Raw genomic sequence first — 26234 nt, forward strand, 5'->3', positions numbered from 1 at the left:
TAGAAGAACTATGGCATTTTGGACAATCCATTTTTTTTATTCCAAAAATATAAAATCTATTTTATTTTAACAATACCAAAAAAGGATAAAAAGAAAAAATTGTATACCAGTGAGACAGTCCATACCTTTGCAAATCAATGAAAAATACTATAAGCTTATTCGACTTTTCGAAAAAAATAAACTACAAGAATGAATTGCTTGCCGGTTTTACTGTGGCAATGACAATGATTCCTGAGTCGCTGTCATTTGCTATTCTTGCCGGTTTATCTCCACTTACAGGGCTTTATGCAGCTTTTATGATGGGACTCGTGACGGCAGTTTTAGGTGGACGTCCGGGAATGGTTTCCGGTGGAGCGGGAGCAACCATCGTTGTACTGATTGCTCTTATCCAATCTCATGGAGTAGAATATCTTTTTGCCACCGTAGCACTTGCCGGAATACTTCAGATGGCTGTAGGAATCTTTAAGCTTGGAAAATTTGTAAGACTGATTCCACAGCCTGTTATGTACGGCTTCCTGAACGGATTGGCCATTATTATTTTTATGGCACAGGTAGAACAGTTCAAAATTACAGACAGCAGTGGAGCGGTAAGCTGGCTGCAGGGAATACCTTTGTATATCATGGCAGGTTTAACTGCGCTTACAATTGCCGTAGTCTATTTTTTTCCAAAAATCACAAAAACAGTTCCTGCCTCTCTGGTAGCCATTATAGTTGTCTTTGCTGTAGTTCTTGGGTTTGATATTCCAACAAAAACGGTAGCAGATATAGCTCATATCAGTGGAAATCTTCCAAGCTTTCATATTCCGCAGATTCCTTTTTCTCTGGAAACTTTACAGATTATTTTCCCTTATGCCCTCATTATGGCTGGTGTAGGTCTTATTGAATCTCTTTTAACATTATCCATGGTAGATGAAATTACCAATACTAAGGGAGATACAAATAAAGAATCCTTAGCTCAGGGGTTGGCGAATATTACCAATGGCTTCTTTGGCGGAATGGGCGGATGTGCAATGGTAGCACAGACACTGGTGAATCTGAATGCGGGTTCCAGAGCAAGATTATCCGGAATAATAGCATCACTGTTAATTCTCATCATTATTTTGTGTGGCGCGCCTGTTATAGAGAAAATTCCTATGGCGGCTTTGGTAGGAGTGATGATGATGGTTGCGATCAGTACTTTCCAATGGGTATCCATCAGAATTGTGAATAAAATGCCAAAATCTGATATTTTTGTTGGAGTTACTGTAGCATTAATTACGGTGATTTTGCATAACCTGGCTTTAGCGGTTTTAATTGGAGTGATCATTTCAGCATTGGTTTTTGCCTGGGATAATGCTAAAAGAATCAGAGCAAGAAAATATGTTGATGAAAACGGGATAAAATATTACGAAATATACGGACCTTTATTTTTTGGTTCAGTGACGGCATTTACAGATAAATTTGACCCAATGAATGATCCGGAACAGGTGGTTGTTGATTTTAAAGAAAGCAGAATTGTAGATATGAGTGCTATAGATGCTCTGGACAAATTATCCAAACGTTATAAGCAATATCATAAAACATTTCATCTGCGTCATCTCAGCGAAGACTGCAGGAAAATACTCAAAAATGCAGAAGCTGTAGTGGAAGTCAATATTCAGGATGACCCTACGTATAAGGTGATGCCGGAAAAATAAGGGGAGAGGTTAATAAGTGAATTTTGCTTCGCAAGTGAATGGTGAATTTTTGCAGTATGGAAACATTGACAAGTGTAGCGAATTGACGATTGACCTTTCACAATAAAACTCCTCAATAACAAGACAAGGACTGTAAGAAAAAATCTACAGTCCTTGCTTGTTTAGGTTATTAATGTATTGATGATAAAATCAGGTACTAAAGCATAGTGCGATAATTTCATGCTGATGGAAGCTCTTCCGCTCGTCAATGTTCTCAGGTCAGAAATATACCCGAAAGTTGAAGCTAACGGAACTTCCGCTGCAAAGATCTTTCTTCCTGATTTTTCATCAATTGAAGTAATGATTCCTCTTCTTCTGTTAATGTCCGCAGTAACAGCACCTGTGTATTCCTCAATACTCTGGATTTCTACCTGCATGATAGGTTCCATCAGTCTAGGACTACATCCTTTTGCCGCTGCTTTGAATCCTTCTCTTGCTGCAATTTCGAAATCGAATGCGGCAGAATCCTGAGCGTGGAAAGAACCATCCAGAAGAGTCACCTTCATATTTTCCAGAGGATATCCTTTCAACGGTCCATGATCCATAGCTTCTCTGAATCCTTTTTCAACAGAAGGAATGAATTCGGAAGGAATAACACCTCCTTTGATTATATTGACGAACTCCAATCCGTATTCATTATCATTTCCTGGCCCGATTTCAAAAGTGATATCAGCGAACTGACCGCTTCCCCCGTTTTGTTTAGAAAGCTTTTCTCTGTGAATTTGGTTTTCCGTTAAGATCTCACGATAAGAAACTTTAGGTTTTCCCTGATTGATTTCAATACCATGATTCAGACGGATTTTCTCCAGTGTAACCTCGAGATGAAGTTCACCCAATCCACTCAATAAAGTTTCTCCGGTCTGCGGGTCTCTCTCCATAACCAATGAAGGATCTTCTTCCTGAATTTTTGCCAGTACCAAACCGAAAGATTTCTCATCACCATTGGTTCTGGGTTCAATAGCAACTCTGATCACAGGAGTCGGAATGGTAATGGCTTCCAGTAAGATCGGCTGTTCTATAGAAGATAAAGAATCACCAGTTTTGGCATCCTTTATTCCCGTTAAAGCAACAATATCTCCTGCCTTAGCTTCATCCAGTGATAACGTTTTATCAGACTGCATCTGTAAAATCCTCGAAATTCTGAAACTTTCACCCGTCCTTACGTTCAATATTGTATCTCCGGATTGTATCTTTCCGGAATATACACGAAGCATAGCCAGCCTTCCCATATGTTTATCAATCACTACTTTGAAAACAAGCCCAGAAAAAGCTGCCATTTCATTTCTTTTCAATGTTACTGTTTCTTCTGTCTGAGGATCTCTTCCCTGCAGGTCAGCGAGTTGATCCGGAGCTGGAAGATAAGTGACCACAGCATCAAGAAGAGGCTGGATTCCTTTATTCTTAAAAGCAGAACCACACAGAACAGGAACGGCTGATCCTGATCTGCACACTCTTTGTACCGCTTGTGAGATCATGTCGACAGTGACTGTTTGTTCACTATCCATAAAAATCTCAAAGAACTTCTCGTCATTTTCTGCCAGGGTTTCCATTAATTTTATCTTGTATTCATCAGCTTCAGAACTATAAAGATCGGGAATTTCTTTTTCCGCAATGGTTTCACCTTTTTCATCGATCCAGTATAATGCTTTCATTCTGACAAGATCAATAACGCCTTCAAAATGTACTTCAGCACCCATCGGAATCTGAAGTGCCAGAGGAAGAGCATTCAGTTTGGTTTTTATCTCATTGAGAACCGCAAAGAAATCTGCACCAATCCTGTCCATTTTATTGATGAAACAGATTTTGGATGTTCCGTGCTTTTCAGCCTGGAACCAAACATTTTCAGTCTGTGGTTGTACCCCTGATGAAGCACAGAAAACAGCGACAACACTGTCCAGAACTCTTAGAGAACGTTCTACTTCCACTGCGAAATCAATGTGTCCCGGTGTATCAATAATGTTGATATTATAAACTTTACCGTCTTTTTTCCATGCTGTAGAAACTGCAGTGGAAGAAATGGTAATCCCTCTGTTCCTTTCCTGAATGTCTTTATCCATGGTGGTATTTCCGACATCTACATTACCGATTTTATGAATGAGCCCTGTGTAATATAAAAGTCTTTCCGTTAATGTTGTTTTTCCCGCATCTACATGTGCTATAATCCCTATATTTCGTGTGTTGTATTTCATTTTGTTCGATTTAAATTGTTGATTTTTAGATCTGTGTTGAGAAAAGATTCTGAAAAAAATGAGCACAAAATACACTCCAGTCTTATAAAGCCGGCAAAACATTTTTCGTATTTCGTATCAAAGGAAAATTTTCAGAGATCTTAACAAACAACAGATTTTTTTGAATTGTTAAAGTCTGAAATCAGGGCAGCAAAAAAGACCTATCCGAATAGACAGGTCTTCAATATATTTTTTAGTATAAAAGATCTATAGAACTATTCAGATAAATATTCAGTGCTGCCAAAGAACACAGCTCTGACAGGATTGCTTAAAGTTATAATATTTATCATTTTTGTTGACATTGTTGATTTTTAATCGGTTGCGAAATTATAATTTTTTTTTGATTTCCAAAGAATTTTTCAAAATATTTTTTTGTGAACGGAAATTAAACGATTCATAAATCATCTTCTGTGGGGCTGTGAAATTCGTCAATTTTCATAAAAATATCTTAAAACAGACAATGAACGTAATGCTTTTATGATAAAAATTTTATCTTTGGGAAGAATAGTCTTGTAAACACTTTTTGATGAATGAAAATTTTAAATCTTTTTCAAGAAGCTAAATAAAAACTTTTAACTTAAAACCTATTGAAAACAGATATCGACATTCATAACCATTGTCATTTTTCCTTTGACCTGTGGCTTACCCTAATCAAATCTCACCCTGAATTTAAAGCAAAAAGAGTTGAGCTGTTCTCCTCATTTTTCAACGTAGATAAACCAATTGAGGAGGTTGCGAAAACCGTAAAATATTATGATGATCTTTGCAATACGATTAATGAGGTTACAGGAGGGAATATTGATACTTTTGAAATTTACCTGATGATTCTGGGTGCTTTGAATGTAGATATAAAACAATTGAATAAGGAAGAACTCAATGCGTTTTACAACAAAAGTGAAGAATTGTTTCTGGAATATAAACCGGTTGTGATTTTTGAAAATGTTCATGGTTTTTTTGAGAATATCAAAAATCAGGGAAAAACTATTAATATTCTGAGCAATACAGGATTTATCAAAGGAAAAACGATGAGAAAATTTCTGATTCATGAAAATCTGGATCAGTACATCGATTTTCATATCTATTCTGATGAAATCAACTGTTCCAAACCGAACCCGCTTATTTTTCAGGAAGTGAAGAATAAGATCAAAGATCAGGACTTGCCACTCAATCAGATTCTGCACATCGGAGATAATCCTGTAGCAGATTATAAGGGAGCAAAAGACTTCGGTTTCAGTGCCCACTTACTTAAACACTAAAAATAAACATGAATACAAGGTATAGCTTACACCACATTCATTCGGCGGTTGAGTTTAGTTTCTCACCTGCGGAATACAGCTATTTCAAGTATGGCGATAAGTCGTATGCTGAAAAATTTGCAAGAGAATTATTTGACGGATTTATTTCCGAAAATGGAGAACTTTTAAATACGGATAGAGAGATTGTCATACTTCCTAGCCCGTATATGGCGATTCCTACAGCATCCAATTTTTTATGTTTTTATTTTAAAAAACATTTGGATTTTTATCTTTTTCAAAAAGGAAAGAAGTCCAGTATTTTATCTAAAATCAATCGTAATCATACGTATATCACAGATTATGGGAATCTTAATTTTGAAGACCGTAAAAATCTGATCGCAAATGATACTTATTATATCGATAAAGATTTTTTGAGAGGAAAACTTTGTATTTTTATAGACGATATAAAAATCACGGGAAGTCATGAATATACAGTGAACAGAATCCTGAATGAATATAACGTTGAGGCTGACTTTATGTTCCTGTATTATGCAGAGCTGATGAATTTTAACCTTGATCCGAAAATTGAAAACTTTTTCAACTATTATGCCGTAAAAAATGTAAATCATGTTGCAGAAGTGATGAATAAAGAGAGTTTTCAGTTCAATACAAGGATTGTAAAATATATTTTAGGCCTGGATTCAAGTAATTTTGATTATCTTACGTCTAAAGTAAAAAAGGAACAGATGGACCTGCTTTTGGAGCTGGCGATCAGTAACAATTATCATTTAATAAAAGAATACGAAAATAACATCAATACTTTAACACAAACGGAATTATATTATGGCTATTAACTTACAAAAAGGACAAAGAGAAAACATTAACGCACCTAAATTTACTGTAGGTTTAGGATGGGATATCAATAATACTTCTACAGGAACAGCTTTCGACCTTGATGCATCTTTATTCTTGCTTGGGGACGATAAAAAATTAGTTTCAGATAATCACTTTATTTTTTATAACAACCTTGAGTCTCCAGATAAATCTGTAATCCACACCGGAGATAATCTTACAGGAGAAGGATCTGGAGATGATGAGCAGATCAAAATTGATCTTACAAAAATAGATGATGCTATCAAAGAAATTGCAGTAGTAGTAACCATTCACGAAGCAGATTCTAGAAAGCAAAACTTTGGACAGGTAAGAAATTCTTTCATCAGAATTTTCAATACAGATACGAATGAAGAAATCTTAAAATATGAATTAGATGAAGATTTCTCAATCGAAACCGCTGTAAAATTCGGAAGAATCTACAACAGAAACGGAGAATGGAAATTTGAGGCTGTAGGGGCAGGACAGAGAGACGGCCTTGAGAAATTTGTATCAATTTATCAGAAGTAATCATGGACAATCAGGAAAATCAGCCCATAGATCCACTAGGATCAATAGAACCTCTTAAGACCTTTGAACCTACTCCAATGGTTCCTCCAACTCCGGCACAGCCTGTTCAGAATGCAGCACCGGCAGTTCTTGTGGATAGAGAGGGAAATGTAAATCTTACTCAGCTGCAGTCAGAAGAACGTGAGAAATATGAAGTTCTTGCCAATTCTATTGATGAAACCAACCCTGGTTCCATCGTGAATTTCGGAGCGGAACTTCAGAAAACATTAACGAATCAGAGTGACAGCTTCTTAGGTAATGTAAGAAGATCAAACTCTGGGGAAGTAGGAGGGCTTATCAATGATCTTTTGGTAGAACTTAATTATGTGGATGTAGAAGAGCTTAATGGAAATAAAGTAAAAAGTTTCCTGAGTAAATTACCATTCATGAAGAAAGTAATGACTCAGGTTGAGAACTTATTTGCAAAATATGATAAGATCATCAACAATATCGAGCAGATCTCTTATAAAGTAAACGCAGGAATCATTACTTCTACAAAAGATAATGCTGTACTTCAGACTATTTTTGAAAGTAATGTAAATTCTATCAAGCAGATTGAAGGTCTTGTGATTGCAGGAAATATAAGAATGGAAAGAGCTGCAGTAGAATTGGCTCAAATGGAGGCCAATCCTCAGGATTTTCAGGATTATCAGATTGCTGATAAGAGAGATTTCATTGCAAGGTTAGACAGAAGAATGGCAGATCTTAAAGTGGTACGCGTGATCATGATGCAGTCGCTTCCACAGATCAGACTGGTACAGAATAACAATGTTTCCATTGCTGAAAAGGCACAAACGATTCTTACCACTACACTTCCTGTTTGGAAAAACCAGCTTTCATTGGCTGTAGCGATGTACAGACAGCAGCAGAATATTGAAATTCAGCAGAAAGTATCTTCTACTACAGAAGAGATCTTAAGAAAGAATGCAGAGCGTCTTGGGCAGAACTCAATTAATGTTGCAAGAGCTAATGAGCAGACTATCGTATCTGTGGAAACATTAAAAGAAACAACATCAATGTTGATCAATACATTGAATGAAGTGAAACAAATCCAAAAACAGGGAGCAGATAACAGAAGAAAACTGGATCAGGATCTTCAGACATTGGAGCATGAACTTAAAGCGAATGTCAGAGGTTAATTTATAGCATACTAAGGTGGGGGATGATGCAGCAACCATATTGTCGCAAAGCAAAAGAAGATTAACAAAGCTTAAGCTTCTCGCTAATTTTTTTGAACATATTGACATTATATCTATTTACATCAAAACAGATATTATTCACAATCTGTTCCAGGAAAATACGGCTTTAGATTACAATAAACTGGAACTTTTCCACCTGCAGTATACGGACAGTCTCATAGAACTTCTGACTAAAATTAAAAAGCAGAAGGAAAATGATATGCTGGCGGTCATCAATGAAATTAACATCAATGGTAAATATATTTCAGGTTTTGAAGAAAGACAGGTAGACAGTTTTCAGACCGACAGGAAAATGTACAGCGGTGTATTTTCACAACATCTTAAAACGTTGTATAAAGATCTTACTGAAGATAGTTTTACAGCCAATTGGGAGAATGTATTGTACTTTCATAAAAAGTATGCCCAGGAATTTTACAGAACAGATGCAGATGAAATGCTACTAAAATCTGGTTCTTTTCCTACCTATCAGTATAAGGATTATTCCATTGAAAGAAAATTGTTGGGAAGGCTTAATATACAGGGATTTAAAGTTCGTTTTGTCTGTGGCTACCTTTTCGGAACCCATGATTATGAGCTTTTCAAAATCTTTCAGTCGGATGATCATTTTATTTTCAGTGTAGACGAAAAGAAATTGTATCTTTTTGACAAAGAATTGGATAAGCTGGATACTTCTGAAAATCAATCGAATCAGAGTTCCATTATTGATCAGCTGAGAAGCAAAAATGAGCAATTGGAGCACAGTATGAATGAAAGGAAACATACGTTACCACCAGAAGTAGAAGGAGTTTTAAAAGATTATATTAAAAACCTGGAAAATATGGACATTATGAGCAAGATATTTGACTTCGATGAAGAAACAAATATTCTGCGCGCAATGCTTAATTTGAATTTGAATAATAACTAGAACGAAATTTGAAAAGCAAAGAAGATTCACTTTTTTGCAAAATAGTAAATAACAACTAAACATAAAAAGATGGCTATCAACTTACAAAAAGGTCAGAGAATAAACCTTAAAAAAGAAAATGGAGCTGAACTTTCCCAGGCTTGTGTAGGAATCAACTGGGGAGCAATTGAAAAGAAAGGATTTTTTGGAACTAAAAAAGAAGCAGTAGACTTAGACGGAAGCTGTATTTTATATGATTCAAACAAAAACGTGACTGAAGTAATCTATTTCGGAAACCTTAAATCTAGAAACGGATCTGTAAGACACAGTGGAGACGATCTTACCGGTGACGTAGACGGAGATGACGGATTGGATAACGAAGTAATCACAGTTGATTTCAGCCAGCTGGAGCCAAATGTAGAGCACGTGGCAATGGTACTGAACAGCTACAGAGGTCAGGATTTTGGAACAATTCCTTTTGCTTCTATCCGTATTTATGAAGGAACACCTACCAATGTAAGAGAAGTTTTTGCAAAATATGATATTGCGAATGATGCATCTTTCAACGGACACGTTGCCATGGTAATGGGGGTTTTCTACAAGAGAAACGGAGAATGGAAATTCAATGCAATCGGAGATCCTACGGCGGATAAAAAGCTGGAGCAGACGATCCAAACGGTACAGATGAATTACCTGTAATCAATTGACAATCAAGAGATAAATAAAATAGCAATATTTGTACGCTGTACATCTATTGCTTTTATCATATAATAACATAACTCAAGTGGATAAACATCAAAGTATTTTAGAACTGCACCCAGGTCTGGTGTGGGGATTCGCGGTAACGGTTGTTATCATGCTGCTCCTGGACTTAGGGGTATTTAATAAAAAAAGTCATGAAGTCTCTTCCAAAGAAGCGACTATCTGGTCTATCGTATGGATTTCACTTTCCATGATATTTTCAGGGGTGGTGTATTGGGTATTCAATACAGACGGGTCGCCTGAAAGTCATGCAGTAGCGGTGGAGAAATTTACACAGTATCAGGCTGCTTATTGGATTGAAAAGGCCTTGTCTGTGGATAACTTATTTGTATTTATCCTCGTTTTCGGGTTCTTTAAAGTTCCGAAATACCTTCATCACAAAGTCCTTTTCTGGGGGATTATTGGAGCCCTGATTTTCAGAGCCATATTCATCTTTGCGGGAGTAGGGTTAATTAACCTGACTTATCTTCCTGAAATGAATATCTTCGGAGAAGCTGTAAAAATAAACGTTGTCATGACATTGTTCGGATTATTCCTTGTGTATGCAGGGATCAAATCCTGGGGCGATGGTGGCGATGATGATGATGAAGATTACAGCAATACAGCAGGAGCAAGACTGATCAAAAGTTTCTGGAAAGTTTCCGATAATTATGATGGAGATAAGTTCTTCACCATCCAAAACGGAATCAAAATGGCAACTCCTCTTTTAGTAGTGGTAGGGGTTATTGAGTTTACGGACGTTCTTTTTGCAGTAGATTCCATTCCGGCGATCTTCGCGATTTCAAATGACCCTTTTATCCTTTATACATCAAATATCTTTGCGATTTTAGGATTAAGATCATTATATTTCCTGTTAGCGAACTTTATTCATATGTTCAGCAAACTTCCATACGGATTGGCCATTATCCTATCCTTCATTGGAGTTAAAATGCTTATTGCACCATGGATTCATATTCCGTCTCCGGTTTCATTGGGAATCGTAGGTGGAGTATTGGTGATTTCTGTTCTTTTATCCATCATCTTCCCTGAAAAAGAAGAAGAGAAGAAAGAAGAATTGGAAGAAAAATAATCATATTTAAAATAAACTAAAAGCCTCTGGAATGTATTTCTGGAGGCTTTTTTGTTCATTAAACTTTTTGTTGGAAAACGCAAAGGTGCAAAAAGGATAAGCATTGTGTCGCTTCTAAGACGTAAGAATATTTCGACTTCGCTCAATATTAGATTTTAGGTAAAGCTTTCGCTTAACTATTTACTTCATTAAGAGATAGTATTAGAGTTATTAAATTTTATTGGAGATAAAATCCTTGCGTCCTTAATATTCTTTATCAATAAAAATCTAGCGCCTTTGCGTTTTCAAACATTTCCCTCCAACATTCAAATAAAATATTTCCAAAATAAAACAGACAGGTCAGTCTGTTCATTGTTTTTTTTCATATATTTGTTCCATAAAAGAGAGTAATATGAAATCTCCAAGAGAAAGAATAATAGAAACCACCTTTCAATTGTTTGCGAGACAAGGTTATAACTCTACCGGAATTAACCAGATTATTTCCGAAGCAGAAGTTGCCAGAGCAAGTTTCTACCAGTATTTTAAATCCAAAGAAGATTTGTGTGTAGAATTTCTGAATGTGAGACATGAATATTGGTTCAGTGAACTCAATACTTTTTTAGCAAAAGAAAAAGATTCAACATCTAAAACAATCAAAGCTTTTGATTTTCTGATCTATATGAACGAGAAGGAAAACTTCAGAGGATGTAGCTTTCTGAATATTCTATCGGAAATACCGATGGATAATACAAAAATCCTGAATGTTATTCAGTCTCATAAAGCAGATCTCAGAAACTATTTTTTAGAATTACTGAATGATAATGAACTTTCGGATCATATTTATATGCTTTTTGAAAGCTGTATCATAGAAAGTCAGCTTTTCAGGTCTAATGAATTAATTGAAAAATCAAAAAAAATAGTCACCCATTTAATACAATAAGTTATGGAACAAAAACACCCGCTTCCGCCTTTCACCCTTGAAACGGCATTGGAAAAAATCCAACTGGCAGAAGATGCCTGGAACAGTCAGGATCCTGAAAAGGTTTCCAAGGCATATACCATCGACAGTGAATGGAGAAATAGAGATACTTTTGTGAATGGTAGAGAAGAAATTGTGGTATTCCTTCAAAAGAAATGGGAAAAAGAACTTCATTATAAGCTTAAAAAAGAATATTGGGCACACACAGATAATCGTATTGCCGTTCGCTTTGAATATGAATATCAGACGAAAGACGGAAACTGGTTCAGAGCCTACGGAAATGAAAACTGGGAGTTTGATGAAAACGGACTGATGGCGAAAAGATTTGCAAGTATCAATGATCTGGCTATCAGAGAAGAAGATAGGAAGTTTAGATAAAATGTAAAGACTGTTATTAGGACAGTCTTTTATTTTTTAGTTGGATAAAACTTTATCACACTGCGTTCAAAAATTCATCACTCATCACTCATCATTTATCATTACACTAAACGTTTTTCCCGTGCAGCAGCTTATTAATCTTCCTCCTTGTCTGCACAGAAACTTTATAAGCTTCATCACGCAGCTTTTGTATTTTTCCTACAGGCTGAAAAAAGATTTTGCTCTCAAAAGGATTGAATGAAAGAAGTTCAGTGGCACAATTATGTGAATCCAGCAATGAATTTTTATTGATTCTCACTTCACCGATTTTAATAAAAGGAGCATTCTTCCATTCAACATTCAGCCTGTTGATGGGTTGGTCTTTCAAATCATTGCAAATCTGTATCAAAACATCTGCTGTAAAATCATTCGTTTGCAGATAATTTTTTAAAGAATCTTTGACCTTTTGCTTTCGTCCAAAATTTTTATCCACAGATTGAGGACATAGTTTTATTTTGATAATCTGGTCTCCCAAACGGTAGGCACCTACAGAATAATAATCAAACGACAGAATAAAATCATTTCTCTTCCCGATAAGCTTTATCATATTGCGGAGCATATCGCCAGTGAATAAAGAAGGAATCATTTTAACCATCTGAATATACATAGGAAATACTTTTCTCCATTGCTTCATATAAAGCTGGTTAATTGCTGTAAACAACTTCAAAAATGTAGAGACAGATTGAATAGGGAACAAAGGAAAATTAACCAGTGGATAATTGGCAAGCAGCACACCGTTTTCATCCTTGATCTGTACCGCAAAGCCATAAGCTGGGATATCTTTTTTTGAGTTTTTGATTTTCAGCTGAGCATTAGAGAAACGTATGGTAAGGTCGAACTTTTCCTTATCAAAAAAAGGTTGCAGTGATTCCGGGATATCGGGTTCTATCCAGAACGTTCCCTTTGCTACGGCATATGTTTTCGCATGGGCATTCCGGGTGGCATAATTGACATCACTGATGGAAGAGGATTGTTCAACAAAATCCGCTATTGTTTTTTTATTGAGTTCCAGAAGTTTTTTTTCCTCCTCATTCAGTTCATCAAACTTCTTATTATATTGTAATGGATTTGGCATTTAGTTTTTAAAATTCAATTATAACGCCAAGTTTTGAAATCTGTGTTAAGCAAGTATTACAATTGTTTGAACTTTGTGGAAAAGATGTTTGAAAATAAGGAAATGTAAGATAATATGATTAATGAATATTGAAAAATAAGCTTTTTAACTTATTGATTGTTAGTGTTTATTTATTTTTAATGAGAATGAATTAAAGACGTCTTGTTTGATAGTGATATCCTTTGGGTTTTTAAACTTCCCTCATTGTGCTCCCATCTTCCAAACCCAAAAAGCCTTATCTTTGTAAAAAATTATAATATGGGAGTAGCAGATATGTTATTTAAACGTAAAAAAGAATTGGCAGAAAAGAACCTGAAAGATGGTAAAGAATATATGGAAGAGTATGGTAAAAGAGAAAGCGTTGTGCATTTACCAAGCGGCTTACAATATGAAATTATTACAGAAGGAGACGGTGCAAAGCCAGGTCCTAAATCTACAGTAAAATGCCACTATCACGGAACTACCATTTCCGGTAAAGTATTCGACAGCTCTGTAAAAAGAGGTACACCTGCATCTTTTCCTTTAAACAGAGTAATTTCAGGTTGGACAGAAGCACTTCAGCTAATGCCTGTTGGAAGTAAATGGAGACTGATCATTCCTCCGCATTTAGCCTATGGAGATCAGGAAATCAGCAAAGAGATCGGACCAAACAGTACGCTGGTTTTCGAAGTTGAATTGCTGGATATTAAATAATCCTTCTTAAAAATAGATTAAAAATTTACCTGATTTCAGGTAAATTTTTTTATTTGTACTATATTCGTATTGGTGAATTGTAAAATGAAAATGAAAGAAGAGTGGATTTTTTACAATATATCCGGGCAACACAAAATATGGCTGTATGAAAAAACTTTTTTACCTTTTTGCTATTGCTGGTTTACTGGTATCCTGTGTTTCCAAAAAGAATCAGGCTATTCAGCAGAATATTCTTACCCTGAAAGACAGCTATTGTAAGGCACCTTTCAAGTACAATTACAATAATAAACTTCCGTCTTATAATTCGGATTCTATTCTGACTGCCAATAAAGATCTGAAGGAAACTTTTACAGATCAGAGTATTTTGATCTTAAATGCTTTGAATAATCTGGATGATGTTCACAAAATTATTCAACTTAAAAAAGATTCTTCACTCACTTCACAGGTTAAAATATTACAGCTTAAAACCAAAATCAACAGCAGAATTACGATTGCATTAACCGAACTGGATGCAGTAGCCGCAGAATTCGATTGTGAAGGAGAAAGAGTAGCACAGATCGGAAACTATGTGGATAACCTGAATTCTTCCAGAAATAATAAACTTATTTTATATTCTATCATTGCCGGAGCAGCTTCTTCCATAGCGGGAGGTATAGTGAAAAGTGACGGTTGGGACAATGCAATAGGTATTGGAGGAGGTATTTTAGGAGCTGGGTTTGGTCTGGCAACCCTTAATCCCAAAGGAAAGAAGGTAGAATTTATTCACCAAAGAAATCTGTTGAGAGATATTTGGAGAGAAAAACTTGAATCTCCCAATTTTCCACCTTTTATCTGGTATATGTATACGGAGAAAAAGTTTTCTAACAAGGAAGAACATTCTATTATCGGAAATATGAAATCGAGATGGCTTCATTATCAGTTTGATGACAGTAAAGAAGCAGCTGATAAATCTGTTATTTTCAGTGATGGAGGATTCTATAGAGCCGATGATCTTCATAACCGCGCTGCCATGCTCAACCAGATGCAATCGGCAACTCGTACCATCAATCAGAACATCAATTATTTACTGCTTGATCTGGATAAATTAATTCTTTAAGAAAAATTTAACTGTAATAAATTTTGTTACATTTAAAAAATGTTTATCTTTGCAACGTAATTACAATGAACAATACAAGATTTGCTACGGCAGTACATATTATGACCTTATTGGCGAAAAGTCCTCAGGAGTGGCTTACTTCTGACTGGATGGCCGGTAGTATCAATGTGAATCCGGTGATTGTCCGAAAGGAGATCAGCGTGTTGAGAGAAGCAGGTTTGATTGTCAGCAGACAGGGGAAAGAAGGAGGAAGCCAGCTTGCAAAAAATGCTGAAATGATCACTATTTCTGAGATCTATAAAGCAGTAAAAAATACAGAAGTATTAGGTAAAAAAAATCAAAATCCTAATCCGGCTTGCAGTGTTGGTAAGGAGATCAATAATCATTTAAATACATTGTTTGAAGAAACAAATCAATTGGTTGTAAACTTTTTAGGAGACAAGTCATTACAGGAATTCGTAGACCAGTTCGAATAAAATTTTTTTAACCTTAAATGTAACAAAATTTATTACAATTTAATTAAAAATAAAACATTATGAAAAAAGTAGCAGTAATCGGTGCAACAGGATTTGTAGGAGCACACGTAGTATCAGAATTAGCAGAAAGAGGATATGCAGTAGAAGCACTGGTAAGAGATGCATCCAAAGTAAAAACACAGGAAAATGTAACCGCAAAAAGTGTTGATGTAAACAATGTAAATGAATTAACTGAAGCATTGAAAGGAAGCGATGCGGTAATCAGTACATTCAACGCAGGATGGACGAATCCTAATCTTTACAATGATTTCTTAAATGGTTCTGAAAATATTCAGAAAGCAGTAGAACAATCAGGGGTAAAAAGACTGATCGTAGTAGGTGGAGCAGGAAGCCTTTACACTCCGGATAATGTACAGATCGTAGATACTCCGGATTTCCCTGAAGCTTACAAACCGGGTGCAACAGCAGCAAGAGACTATTTAAACAAAATCAAAGAAAATAATACATTAGATTGGACTTTCTTCAGCCCTGCTATAGAAATGAATCAAGCCAATGTAGGAGAAAGAACCGGAAAATACAGAACTTCATTAGAAACTCCGGTATTTGATGAAAACGGAAGAAGCCGTCTGTCTGTAGAAGATGTAGCCGTAGTTTTAGTAGATGAATTAGAGCAGAACAATCACATTCGTGAACGTTTTACAGCAGCTTATTAATCCATAAAAGAACAAAATGATACAAAAGAAATTATTGTCGTTATTAACACTGCTGGGATTTATCAGCATATTTGCCGGAAATCTCAAAGTGAAAGTTTATAATCCGGGAACCAAAGCTATTTTTCCTATTACTTCAACCATTATTTATGGTGATAAAGATGCCATCCTTGTAGATGCTCAGTTCCAGAAACAATATGCAGAACAGTTGGTAAAAGAAATAAAAGCAACAGGGAAGAACCTAAAAACTGTTTTTATTTCTCACAGTGATCCTGATTTCTATTTTGGATTGGATGTGATCAAAAAAGCTTTTCCGAATGCTAAAATTATTTCTACAGCACAAACCGCTTACCTTATATCAGCCTCAAAAGATGATAAAATGGGTGTATGGAAACCACAATTGAAAGCAGATGCCCCTTCAGAAATTATCGTTCCGGAAGCAGCTGTTTCAATTCCTGATCTTGAAGGAAATAAAATTGAAATCAGACAAAATCCGGAAGATCCGGCCCATAGCTTTCTTTGGATTCCATCCATCAAAACCATTGCAGGCGGTATTTCAGTTTCTGTTGGTTCACACCTTTGGATGGCAGATACACAGAATGTTAAAGCAATTGATCAGTGGATAGCGCAGATTGATGCTATGAAATCACTGAAACCGGAAAAAGTAATTCCTTCCCACTTTGCAGAACTTTCCACTTCACCACAATCTCTTGATTTTGTGAAAAGCTATCTGGAAAACTATAAACAGGCTGTGACTGAAAATAAAACTTCATCTGCTGTTATAGATTTTATGGTAAAAAAATATCCTAATCTGCCGGGAAAAGATGAATTGGGAATGGGAGCAAAGGTTTTCTTTAAAGAAATGGACTGGGATCTGAAATCTCCATATCCCGCAATCGGACGAAAGGTTGAAGTGGATTTCGGAGCTGTAAAATTCCTTCTTGATTTTAAGGATAATAAAACTATGACATTTACAGGAACAGCCGGAAGTTCAAAAAATAGTACAGATACTGTAGAGTATACTGCTGTGGAAGTAGCAAAGAATGTTTTTATGGTGTACTGGCATGAGCCTCATCTTGGTTTCAATGTAACCCACATTCAGGATTATAATAAAAATATTGTGTATTCAAATATTGCAGGTCCCGATGGTACATTTACTCATCCAAAAGGAACTCTTAAAATTTTGAAATAAGATAAAAAACTATTATCATATGATGGTAGTTTTTATTTTGAACTCTTAAGATTTTTTGAATGATTGAAGTTGATTGAAGGAAGATAAAAGAAAGACTCTGCTTAAAGCGAAACTCATCTTAATATTCTTAAAAACTTAATAATCCTTAATGGTTTAAAAAGATTTCACCAACTTCTTATCATAAGTAAAAAAGGCTGTCGAATAGACAGCCTTTCTTTTTATAAATTCATAAACAATTTCGGATTAACCGGAGTATTGTTTTTGTGTACTTCATAGTGAAGATGAGGTCCTGTAGAACGTCCGGAATTTCCGGATTTAGCAATTACCTGCCCTACTTTTACTTTTTCATTTACTTTAGCAACAAGCTGAGATAAGTGTCCGTATAACGTAGCCAGTCCGTTTCCGTGAGAAACAATCACACAGTTTCCATAACCTCCTTTCTGTCCGGAAAAAATGATTGTTCCAGCAGCGGCAGCTCTTACATCAGAACCATAGGCAACAGCAATATCCAGCCCTTTATGGAACTGCATCTGGTCAGCTTCAGCAGGTGGATTGTTTTTCTCAGCAACAGCGGTTTTGGTTACGGTAGTTCCTGCAACAGTTTTTGTAGCAGCGGGAGAGGGCGCAGCAGCCACAGGAGCCGCTTTTGGAGTAACCATCACTTTTACTTCTCTTTTATTTCCATAGCTGTCAGTAAGTTCTATGATTTTCTCAACAGGTTCAGCTTTTACTTCAGGCTTTACAGCAGCAACTGCTGGTTTTGATTCTGTAGCTGCATTTGTTTTTACTGAAGCGTAAACAGTTTTAAAAGGAATCGGATTTTTTCTTATCCCAAAATTAGAGGAAATATATCCGTCAGTAGGCATTCCCAATGGAACCTGCATCAGTTTTTTCTGAAGATCCATAAGATATTGGCTGTATCGGTTAGCTTGTTTGGAAAGATAAATAGAATTTGAAATACTGTCCTGATCCAGCATCATTAGCTTTTCATTAGAAATGTCTTTAGACTTCAGAAAGGAGTTGAGCTGGCCAACGGTCTGATCTACAAGAGTAAGATCATTTTTCATTTTTAAATAATCTACACTGTCTTTTTCAGTGTTTATTTTTACAAGGTTTACTTCGTAGGTTTTATCATCTCTTTCAGAAAAGAGTTTGGCAATACATACACCTTGTGCAAAAACTACTAGTAAAAGTCCTCCGAGGAGAATGTTTACGTTCTTCTTGCTGTTTAGAAATTTTTTCATATTTCTTCTCTTAGTAAGTTAAAACGGTTTTGAACTTGCAAATTTAATTAAAAATACGTTTTGAGAGTTATTTTTAATTAAAATTCAGTTTTTTCTGTATTTAACGGTTAATTAGCTATTTAATTGTATTGGAATGTTAATTTTTTCAGAAAATGGCTTTTATCATAGTTTCAAAGCCTGCGTTACGTCTTTGTTTTAATATCTTTGCAGTTCACATTCCAATTATGGCTAAAAAGAAAATTATTTCAGAATCTTCGAATCCAAAAAAGAATAAAAAGGATATTTCTGTAGGAGTTGTAGGAAGCGGAAGTTTTGCAACCGCGATCGTAAAAATGCTTGTTGAAAACTGCAAAGTAGTACACTGGTGCGTAAGAAGTGAATTTGTAAAAGGAGCCATTGAGCTGCGTGGGCATAACCCGACTTATCTTACAGCTGCACACTTTAATCTGAAAAGTTTGAAACTGACAACGGATATCAATGAACTGGTTGCTGCCTGTGATGTTGTTGTTCTGGCAACTCCGTCTATTTATCTTTCCGATACATTAGATAAGATGACCTGTGACTATTCTGATAAGATCTTTATCTCTGCAATCAAAGGGATTATTCCTAAAGTAAATGATGTAGTGGCGCATTATCTGCGCGATGAATTTAAAATCGGTTTCAGAAATCAGGCTGTAATTGCAGGACCTTGCCACGCGGAAGAAGTGGCGATGGAAAGACTTTCTTACCTTACTATTGCTACTGTAGAAGATGAAACTGCTGAAAAACTTGAAGGTATTTTCAGTTCAGATTTTATCAAAGTACAAACAAGTAAAGATATTTTAGGAAATGAATACAGCGCTATTCTTAAAAATATTTTTGCAATCGGAGCAGGAATTGCAAGCGGATTAGGCTATGGAGATAACTTTACAGCAGTATTTGTTTCTAATGCAATCCGTGAAATGGAAACTTTCCTTGAAGCTATCTATGAAGCCCCAAGAGATGTGAATGAAAGTGCTTATCTAGGCGACCTTTTAGTAACGGCATATTCACTTTTCTCAAGAAACAGAAACCTTGGAAACCTTATCGGAAAAGGATATACAGTAAAATCTGCTATTCAGTCTATGAATATGGTAGCTGAAGGATATTACGCTGCTGATTCTATCTATAAAACGGCAAAACAGAAAAATCTTAAGCTGCCAATTATAGATACCGTATATGCTATTCTTTATGAAGGTAAAAGTGCAGAGAAACAGTTTAAAAAACTGACGGCAAAACTGAATTAATAATAAAAAAAACAAGGTTTTATTAATAAAACCTTGTTCATGAAAAAAAAATCTTTTAAAACTTAAGTAGGTATGCTTAAGTATTTTTTATTGAGCCATCCTTGTAATAACAAGTGATAACGATGCTCTTACATTAAGATTACTGAACGTGAAACCATTTCCTGTATCAAATTCAAACTTCTGACGAATCGTAGTAGTAGCAGGCAATGTTAAATAAAAACTTCCCTGATAAAATGTAAAAGAATTGGACATTTCACACATTCTGTTGACTTCCGTAATCGTAGCACTGGTAGCAGCATTAATCAGATAAGATCTTGTACAAGTTAAATTCTGACCAGCATACTGTGTATTGGCTGTACCGTTATTGGTATTGGAGTTACTTGCATCCACGGAATAACGAATAATATACGTTCCGGCTGGTAGTGTAATGGTTGAATTATCTGCAGCAAGGGATGCACCGGTAATTTTATTGGATGTTAATGTAAAACTACCCAATATATTATTTGTGTTTCCGGCTGTAATTAATGTTGATGGACTTTTGGACAGAGACATGAGCTGAGGTTCACTTCCGGAAATAAGCGTGCGCTGCCATTCTTTTTGCCGGATTTTGAAGGAAAAAGATGGTTGAATTATTTACCTAATGGTGAATTAAAAAAATGAAAATTTAATTTTATTTTAATGTAAATCGTGATATTATCAATCATTTCGATGATTGTTTATTGAAATTTTCCATGGCTTTTTGTTGTGTGCTAAAGAAGTGTTTTTGACACAAAAAATAACGTGTTAAAATCGTTAAACGCGTTCCGGTTTTTAAAACTTTTCACGAAATTTGAAGTAAAATTTTAAAATTATGTCACAATCGCTTACAAGCAGAACACCGAAACCTAAATACGACGTTGTACTGATAGGGGGCGGAATCATGAGCGCCACTTTAGCAACGCTTCTTCATGAATTTGATCCAAATCTTGAAATCGCTATCTTCGAAAGACTCGGAAGGTTTGCCAAAGAAAGTACAGCGGCCTGGAACAACGCCGGAACAGGGCACTCTGCTTTTTGTGAGCTAAATTATACACCGGAGAAACCGGATGGATCTATTGATATCACCAAGGCAGAAAGTATTGCAGAACAGTTTGAAATTTCAAAACAATTCTGGTCTTACCTGATTACCAAAGGATATATTCATGAGCCAAAAGAATTTATCAATTCTTGTGCGCATATGAGTCTGGTATTTGGAGAAAAAGATGCTGAGTATCTTAGAAAACGTCATGATAAAATGTCAGAATCTGTGCTTTTCTCAGGAATGGAGTTTGCTACGGATCACGAAAAACTGAAAGAATGGATTCCGTTGGTAATGAGTAAAAGAAATCAGTCTGAAGTAATGGCCGCAACGAAAATGGATATGGGTACGGATGTGAACTTCGGAACATTGACAAGAAAAATGGGAAGACACCTTCTGGAAGATTCCAATGTTGAGGTATTTTTATACCATGAAGTGAAGGATATCAGCCCAAGAGAAAGCGGTAAATGGGAAATGAAGGTAAAAGACAGAATTCATAGCCACAAACAGGAAGTGGTAGCAGATTTTGTATTTATCGGCGCTGGAGGGTATGCTCTTCCATTATTGGACAGTTCCGATATTAAAGAAAGTGAAGGATACGGAGGTTTCCCGGTTTCAGGACAGTGGCTGGTAAGTCATAACCAGGAGCTGGTAGAAAAACACCATGCTAAAGTATATACACAGGCTACAGTAGATGCTCCACCAATGTCTGTTCCACACCTTGACCTGAGAATTATTGATGGGAAAAAAGCACTACTTTTCGGACCTTTTGCAGGATTTTCAACAAAATTTTTAAGAGAAGGAAGTTATCTGGACCTTCCGGAAAGTGTAAATACGAAAAACTTAAAATCACTTTTCGGAGCATGGTGGCATAATATTCCACTGACGAAGTATCTGATCCAGCAGGTTGCGATGACGAAATCTCAGAGAATGCAGCATTTGAGAGAGTTTATCAAAGATGCCAAAGAAGAAGACTGGGAATTGAAAGTAGCAGGACAGAGAGTTCAGATCATTAAAAAAGATGAAAAAGAAGGGGGTAAGTTGGAATTCGGAACTGAAGTGGTGGTGAACAAAAGTGGAACAATTGCCTCTCTGTTAGGAGCTTCACCGGGAGCCTCTACAGCAGTATATGCCATGTTGAATGTGCTGGAAAAATGTTTCCCGGAAAAACTGCATGGAGAATGGAAAGGAAAACTGCTTGAAATGGTTCCTTCTTATGGACAAAAACTGGCTGAAAATCCTGAATTGACCCATGAGGTTAGGAATTATACAAAAGAGAAATTAGAATTAGAATATTAACATTAATAATGAGCAATGAGTGATAGCTGCTATCACTCATTGCTCATTACTTATTACTCATAAAAAGGTGGAAGAAGTAATTGTAAAACCAGTAATTGCAAAAGAAATCCTGGAATCTCTTCAGACTAAAATAGAAGAGGAGAAGCAGGTTATTGTACACTGTTGTTTTCCGGCATCACCGTTTTTAGGAAACCTGATCAGGATCTGGCATTCAACCTATCTTTTTGACAACCAGTCTGAGCATAGAAGCAAAATGATTCATGTGGAAAATATTTCAATTTCCCCATACTGGACACCGGTTCCCTTTATGAAAGACTTTTGGTTTACCCTTATATTTTCCGGTCTTCCAAAAGATTGCAAAAGTTTTGATTTGAAAGAAGTTATCCCCGAAGAAGGAGGCTTTTTTGTAGAATCAATCAAGAGAAATTCCTCTGATGTGTATCGTGTGAAAATATCAGAATCTTATTAATATGAAAGTGAGGGACGAAAAACTGGAACAGATTATTCATTGGGCTGAAAAAAATCCTGATATCCGTGCAGTTCTCCTGACCAGTTCACTGGTAAACCCTTACGCTCCTGTGGATGATTTTAGTGATCTTGATGTAGAACTTGTTTTTGAAAACAGGGCATCTTATGAATTGGGAAATGAATGGATCGGTCTTTTTGGAGATCCTATTTCCATGATTGAAGAAGATGACAGCGTTTTTGAAGGAAAGCATGCTATGAAAATGGTGTTGTACAAAGATCATGTGAAGGTTGATTTTAAACTTTATCAGGTGTCAGAGTTTATTGAAGAAATCAATGAAGAAAACCTTCCCGAAGATTGGGATGTAGGTTATAAAGTTTTACTGGATAAAGATAATTTGACCAAAAATCTAAAACCTCCAACTTACCAGTCAATCATGATTCAGAAGCCCACGGAAAAAGAATTTCAGCAGTTGGTGAATGACTTTTGGTGGGATACAACGTATGTTGCAAAATGTCTGAAACGTGGAGATGTTTTTTATGCTAAATTCATGTCTGAAAATATTCTGCGTACAGACTATCTTGTCCCTTTGATTGAATGGTATATTGCCGGAAATCAGGAATGGAATAATGTTACAACCAATAAACACGGAAGACTTTTCAAAAAATATCTGCCCGATGATCTTTGGAGTAGGATGGAAAGCACATTTTCAGGAAGTGATATTGAAGAAAACTGGAAAGCCTTGTTTGTCTTTGCAGATCTGGTACATGAGCTAGGTACTTCATTGGCAGAAAAACTTCATTTTATCTATCCGGTAAAGCTAGAGGATGATATCAGAAATTACCTTAAGGAAGTACATACGATGTCTTAATTTCATACAAATTCATTCTGTTTAATCAGATTTTCGATACAGTATTCCGCAATGGCCGTAATGGTTACAAATGGATTTACTCCAATAGTTCCCGGAATTAATGATCCATCCAGAACAAATAAATTGTCATGATTCTTTAGTTTTCCATATTCGTTGGTGGCTTCACCAAGGACACACCCTCCAAGCGGGTGATAACAAATATCTGCTCCAAAACCATTATTGAAAAGCAAATGACTTCTGGTACCGCCATTAGCTTTATTCATTTTCTGAATAAAATATTGGGCATTTTCTTTCATTTTGACCGTATTACTTTCGTCCCAATTCAGTGTAAGAGATTGGCTGGCTTTATGGTAAGCTACTTCACCTTTTTTCTCAACTCTGTTGATCAGCAGGTACAAAGCGGTAGCAACATCCATACCCATAGGCAATGGGGCAATTTCTGTGAAAAACGGATGTTCAGGATCATCCCAATTATCAATTCCTCCCACGGGAATCGTTGATTGCTTAGCTCCTGTACCACCAGATAAAGGCTTAACCCAGTTTCTTCCGGTCATGAAATTTCCATTGTTCCCCCAGTTTTTTCCAACCTTTTCATGAACAGGAAGATTGTTCACCGCCTGAGATTGCAACAGAAGCTGTAAAGTGCCCATTGTTCCTGCAGAAAGAATCAGCTTTTTACAGGTGAAAACTTTGTCGGCAATTAAAGCTCCGGAAGTATCAATCTGCTGAACATGTAAAGTATAGCTTTTGTCATTATTCAATTGAATGGTCTGGACACAATGAAGGTCAAGGATTTCTAAATTTCCCGTTTCCATCGCTTTTTTGAGATACGTTTTATCCAGACTGTTTTTCCCATAATTATTTCCATAGATCACTTCTGTATTAAGAGCAGAGCGTGGAACTTCATTACGGAATTCTTTTTCCATATACTTAAAATCATACACGTTAGGAACTCTCATCGTTTTAAAACCAGCTTTGTGAGCCTCTTCTTCACCCACCCGTGTGAATTTATAATAAGAACAGTCTTTCAGAAACTGTTCATCAATCACATTTACTTTGAGCTCTTCCTGTACCAGAGGGAAATAATGATTGTAAAACTTTTCAGCATCAAGATGAGGGAAAACCTCTTTGAAATAACTTTCTTTGGGAGTAACGGCCATCCCGCCATTTACCAGAGAACCACCTCCTACACCTCTTCCTACCCAGATCTTGATATGATCAAAATCCAGACGATCCAGTGCTCCGGTAAAAGGAGCCAGAGAAAAAATATTCATAAAAGGAGCTATACTTTTCTTTTTCAGCCATGCAGAACTTTCCCCCGGTTTCAGCAGATTGGAATAGGGAATTCCTGATTTTTCCCAATTAAGCCCCATCTCAAGCAGTACCACTTTTTTTCCGGCTTCACAAAGACGCAGTGCAGATACAGCACCTCCATATCCGCTTCCAACAATGATAATCGGAACATCGAGGTTTTCTTTTATATTGCTGTTTTTTCTTTCTGCAACATGGAATAACCCGGATTGGAGAAAATAAAAGCCGGATATCGCCAATGTACTGATCTTAATGAAATTTTTTCTGTCCATGACCTTTGATTTTCAAAAAGTATGCTAGATTTTCGGGTGCTTATTTTATTTATTACAGATTATATTTTTTTATTACAATTTTAACTTTTGTTGTTTCGAAAATTCATAGTTTTACTTATAATTTTAAACTCATGAAAAAATATATACTCCTCTTTTTACTCCTTCCATTATGGTTTTTTTCTCAGAAAAAGATGTCAAAGGAAGAAAAAGAGGTACAGAAATTTCAGAAAGAACTGAATGCTGAATATCTCAATCCAAAGGAAACTCCATTAAGAGGAGATAATTTTAAAAACTTTAAACAACATCCTTTCTTTCCTTTTGATGCTAAATATAGAGTAACTGCAAAATTTGTTAAATCAAAAGATACCCAGGCTTTTGAACTTCCTACCTCTTCAGGGAAGACAAAAACGTATCAGGAATACGGAAAAGCAACCTTTACATTGGAGGGTAAACCTTACACGGTAACATTGTACCAAAGTCTTGCTTTGATCAAACAGGAAAAATACAAAGACTACCTTTTCCTTCCGTTCCGTGATGCGACTAATGAAAAGGAAACCTATGGAGGAGGTAAGTACATGGATCTTAAAATTCCGAAAGGAAATACCATTTTGCTTGATTTTAATCAATCTTATCATCCTTTCTGTGCTTATAACGCTTATGATTACAATTGCCCTGTTGTTCCAGAAGAAAATAAGCTTCCTGTGGAAATCCGTGCCGGGGTAATGTATGAAGATATCTACCATCACTAATACTATGATACATTTAGAATTATTTAAACAGGAGGATCTCTCCGGGGTAAGTTATACTTTGGATGGAAACCAAATGAGGTTCACAGCAACTGCACTGCAGGCTTTGCAAAACATCAGCGAACGGGATGACGATGACGCATTTCCGATAACCATATTTGAAAATGATACACCAGTTGGATTTTTTGTACTAGATTTTGGAAAAGATAAATTGGAGCTTACCGATAATGAGAACTCAGTTTTAGTACGTTCTCTATCTGTGAACCCTCAGATGCAGGGAAAAGGAATTGGAAAAGCGGCTATGATGGAGGTGAGTGATTTTGTCAAAGATCATTTCAATACCTGCAATGAAATTGTACTTGCAGTCAACCAGAAAAATGAATCTGCTTACCATATTTATCTTCAGGCAGGATATATTTACGATGGCAAAACCAGAAACGGAAGAAGCGGACCTCAATATCTGATGTACAAAAAACTTTAATAAACTTTAAGAGTTATAATTTTTTATCTGCTGAT

General features: G+C 36.1%; 26 protein-coding genes. 21 read left to right on the top strand and 5 right to left on the bottom strand.

Translation table 11 applies throughout. The features are described 5' to 3' along the window. Positions 1-137: 137 nt before the first annotated feature. On the top strand, positions 138-1676 hold the full coding sequence (locus CQ046_RS20375; RefSeq protein WP_105704027.1) for a SulP family inorganic anion transporter: 1539 nt from the start codon (positions 138-140) through the stop codon (positions 1674-1676). 161 nt (positions 1677-1837) lie between these two features. Here the strand turns inward: CQ046_RS20375 and fusA are convergent, their stop codons facing one another. Then, a complete protein-coding gene (gene fusA / locus CQ046_RS20380) occupies positions 1838-3904 on the bottom strand; it encodes an elongation factor G (protein WP_105704079.1) in 2067 nt (688 codons plus the stop codon). 626 nt (positions 3905-4530) lie between these two features. On the opposite strand from fusA, the gene CQ046_RS20385 reads away from it, so the two are divergent. The 9 genes from CQ046_RS20385 to CQ046_RS20425 all read left to right on the top strand — a co-directional run bounded on the left by CQ046_RS20385 (position 4531) and on the right by CQ046_RS20425 (position 11867). After that, the gene (locus tag CQ046_RS20385) at positions 4531-5199 is read left to right on the top strand and encodes an HAD family hydrolase (RefSeq protein ID WP_105704028.1); all 669 of its coding nucleotides are present in this window, start codon (positions 4531-4533) and stop codon (positions 5197-5199) included. Positions 5200-5207: 8 nt separating this feature from the next. Continuing rightward, positions 5208-6032: a phosphoribosyltransferase family protein gene (locus CQ046_RS20390; RefSeq protein ID WP_105704029.1), complete on the top strand. Its 825-nt coding sequence runs from the start codon at positions 5208-5210 to the stop codon at positions 6030-6032. Continuing rightward, positions 6022-6579, top strand: coding sequence for a TerD family protein (locus CQ046_RS20395; protein ID WP_105704030.1), 558 nt, complete (start codon positions 6022-6024; stop codon positions 6577-6579). Before CQ046_RS20390 ends, CQ046_RS20395 begins: the two co-directional genes overlap by 11 nt. 2 nt (positions 6580-6581) lie before the next feature. Further along, positions 6582-7757 (top strand): toxic anion resistance protein, encoded by a 1176-nt coding sequence (locus tag CQ046_RS20400; RefSeq protein ID WP_185126219.1) that lies wholly within the window; start codon positions 6582-6584, stop codon positions 7755-7757. A 16-nt stretch (positions 7758-7773) separates the two neighbouring features. Beyond that, positions 7774-8721 (top strand): hypothetical protein, encoded by a 948-nt coding sequence (locus CQ046_RS20405; RefSeq protein WP_105704031.1) that lies wholly within the window; start codon positions 7774-7776, stop codon positions 8719-8721. 69 nt (positions 8722-8790) lie between these two features. Beyond that, positions 8791-9399, top strand: a complete 609-nt coding sequence (locus CQ046_RS20410; RefSeq protein WP_047382295.1) for a TerD family protein — start codon at positions 8791-8793, stop codon at positions 9397-9399. An 85-nt stretch (positions 9400-9484) separates the two neighbouring features. Further along, on the top strand, positions 9485-10531 hold the full coding sequence (locus CQ046_RS20415; protein ID WP_105704032.1) for a TerC/Alx family metal homeostasis membrane protein: 1047 nt from the start codon (positions 9485-9487) through the stop codon (positions 10529-10531). Positions 10532-10922: 391 nt separating this feature from the next. Next, positions 10923-11450: a TetR/AcrR family transcriptional regulator gene (locus CQ046_RS20420; RefSeq protein ID WP_105704033.1), complete on the top strand. Its 528-nt coding sequence runs from the start codon at positions 10923-10925 to the stop codon at positions 11448-11450. 3 nt (positions 11451-11453) lie between these two features. Next, positions 11454-11867: a DUF1348 family protein gene (locus tag CQ046_RS20425; protein WP_105704034.1), complete on the top strand. Its 414-nt coding sequence runs from the start codon at positions 11454-11456 to the stop codon at positions 11865-11867. 106 nt (positions 11868-11973) lie between these two features. On the opposite strand, the gene CQ046_RS20430 is transcribed toward CQ046_RS20425, so the two are convergent. After that, positions 11974-12981 carry a catalase gene (locus CQ046_RS20430; RefSeq protein WP_105704035.1) on the bottom strand — a complete coding sequence of 336 codons (1008 nt, stop codon included), beginning with the start codon at positions 12979-12981 and terminating at the stop codon, positions 11974-11976. Positions 12982-13278: 297 nt separating this feature from the next. Here CQ046_RS20430 and CQ046_RS20435 point away from each other — a divergent pair, with 297 nt between their 5' ends. The 5 genes from CQ046_RS20435 (at position 13279) to CQ046_RS20455 (ending at position 17187) form a co-directional block, all read left to right on the top strand. Further along, positions 13279-13713, top strand: a complete 435-nt coding sequence (locus tag CQ046_RS20435; protein WP_105704036.1) for an FKBP-type peptidyl-prolyl cis-trans isomerase — start codon at positions 13279-13281, stop codon at positions 13711-13713. A gap of 145 nt (positions 13714-13858) precedes the next feature. Next, positions 13859-14809, top strand: a complete 951-nt coding sequence (locus CQ046_RS20440) for a hypothetical protein (protein ID WP_105704037.1) — start codon at positions 13859-13861, stop codon at positions 14807-14809. 65 nt (positions 14810-14874) lie between these two features. Next, positions 14875-15285 carry an Rrf2 family transcriptional regulator gene (locus tag CQ046_RS20445; protein WP_105704038.1) on the top strand — a complete coding sequence of 137 codons (411 nt, stop codon included), beginning with the start codon at positions 14875-14877 and terminating at the stop codon, positions 15283-15285. Positions 15286-15344: 59 nt separating this feature from the next. Next, complete coding sequence (locus tag CQ046_RS20450; RefSeq protein WP_105704039.1) at positions 15345-15998, top strand: NAD(P)-dependent oxidoreductase; 654 nt, start codon at positions 15345-15347, stop codon at positions 15996-15998. Positions 15999-16014: 16 nt separating this feature from the next. Further along, positions 16015-17187, top strand: a complete 1173-nt coding sequence (locus CQ046_RS20455) for an MBL fold metallo-hydrolase (protein ID WP_105704040.1) — start codon at positions 16015-16017, stop codon at positions 17185-17187. Positions 17188-17405: 218 nt separating this feature from the next. On the opposite strand, the gene CQ046_RS20460 is transcribed toward CQ046_RS20455, so the two are convergent. Next, positions 17406-18431, bottom strand: a complete 1026-nt coding sequence (locus tag CQ046_RS20460) for a M23 family metallopeptidase (protein WP_105704041.1) — start codon at positions 18429-18431, stop codon at positions 17406-17408. Between the two features lie 224 nt (positions 18432-18655). Here CQ046_RS20460 and CQ046_RS20465 point away from each other — a divergent pair, with 224 nt between their 5' ends. Continuing rightward, complete coding sequence (locus CQ046_RS20465) at positions 18656-19696, top strand: NAD(P)H-dependent glycerol-3-phosphate dehydrogenase (protein WP_105704042.1); 1041 nt, start codon at positions 18656-18658, stop codon at positions 19694-19696. A gap of 87 nt (positions 19697-19783) precedes the next feature. Here the strand turns inward: CQ046_RS20465 and CQ046_RS20470 are convergent, their stop codons facing one another. Beyond that, complete coding sequence (locus tag CQ046_RS20470) at positions 19784-20248, bottom strand: hypothetical protein (protein ID WP_105704043.1); 465 nt, start codon at positions 20246-20248, stop codon at positions 19784-19786. 298 nt (positions 20249-20546) lie between these two features. Here CQ046_RS20470 and mqo point away from each other — a divergent pair, with 298 nt between their 5' ends. From mqo to CQ046_RS20485, 3 genes are all read left to right on the top strand, one after another. Further along, positions 20547-22052 (top strand): malate dehydrogenase (quinone), encoded by a 1506-nt coding sequence (gene mqo / locus CQ046_RS20475; protein WP_105704044.1) that lies wholly within the window; start codon positions 20547-20549, stop codon positions 22050-22052. 67 nt (positions 22053-22119) lie between these two features. Next, a complete protein-coding gene (locus CQ046_RS20480; protein WP_105704045.1) occupies positions 22120-22521 on the top strand; it encodes a hypothetical protein in 402 nt (133 codons plus the stop codon). Position 22522: 1 nt separating this feature from the next. Continuing rightward, positions 22523-23389: an AadS family aminoglycoside 6-adenylyltransferase gene (locus tag CQ046_RS20485; RefSeq protein ID WP_105704046.1), complete on the top strand. Its 867-nt coding sequence runs from the start codon at positions 22523-22525 to the stop codon at positions 23387-23389. 2 nt (positions 23390-23391) lie between these two features. On the opposite strand, the gene CQ046_RS20490 is transcribed toward CQ046_RS20485, so the two are convergent. Continuing rightward, entirely contained in the window at positions 23392-24972 is a 1581-nt protein-coding gene (locus CQ046_RS20490; protein ID WP_105704047.1) for a GMC family oxidoreductase N-terminal domain-containing protein, read from the bottom strand. Between the two features lie 131 nt (positions 24973-25103). Between CQ046_RS20490 and CQ046_RS20495 the strand changes: the two genes are divergently transcribed. Both CQ046_RS20495 and CQ046_RS20500 read left to right on the top strand, forming a co-directional pair. Further along, a complete protein-coding gene (locus CQ046_RS20495; protein WP_105704048.1) occupies positions 25104-25721 on the top strand; it encodes a DUF1684 domain-containing protein in 618 nt (205 codons plus the stop codon). Positions 25722-25725: 4 nt separating this feature from the next. Continuing rightward, a complete protein-coding gene (locus CQ046_RS20500) occupies positions 25726-26199 on the top strand; it encodes a GNAT family N-acetyltransferase (RefSeq protein WP_228407006.1) in 474 nt (157 codons plus the stop codon). Positions 26200-26234: the final 35 nt, after the last annotated feature.

Origin of the sequence: Chryseobacterium sp. MYb7, assembly GCF_002979455.1 — a bacterium.
Taxonomy (GTDB): domain Bacteria; phylum Bacteroidota; class Bacteroidia; order Flavobacteriales; family Weeksellaceae; genus Chryseobacterium.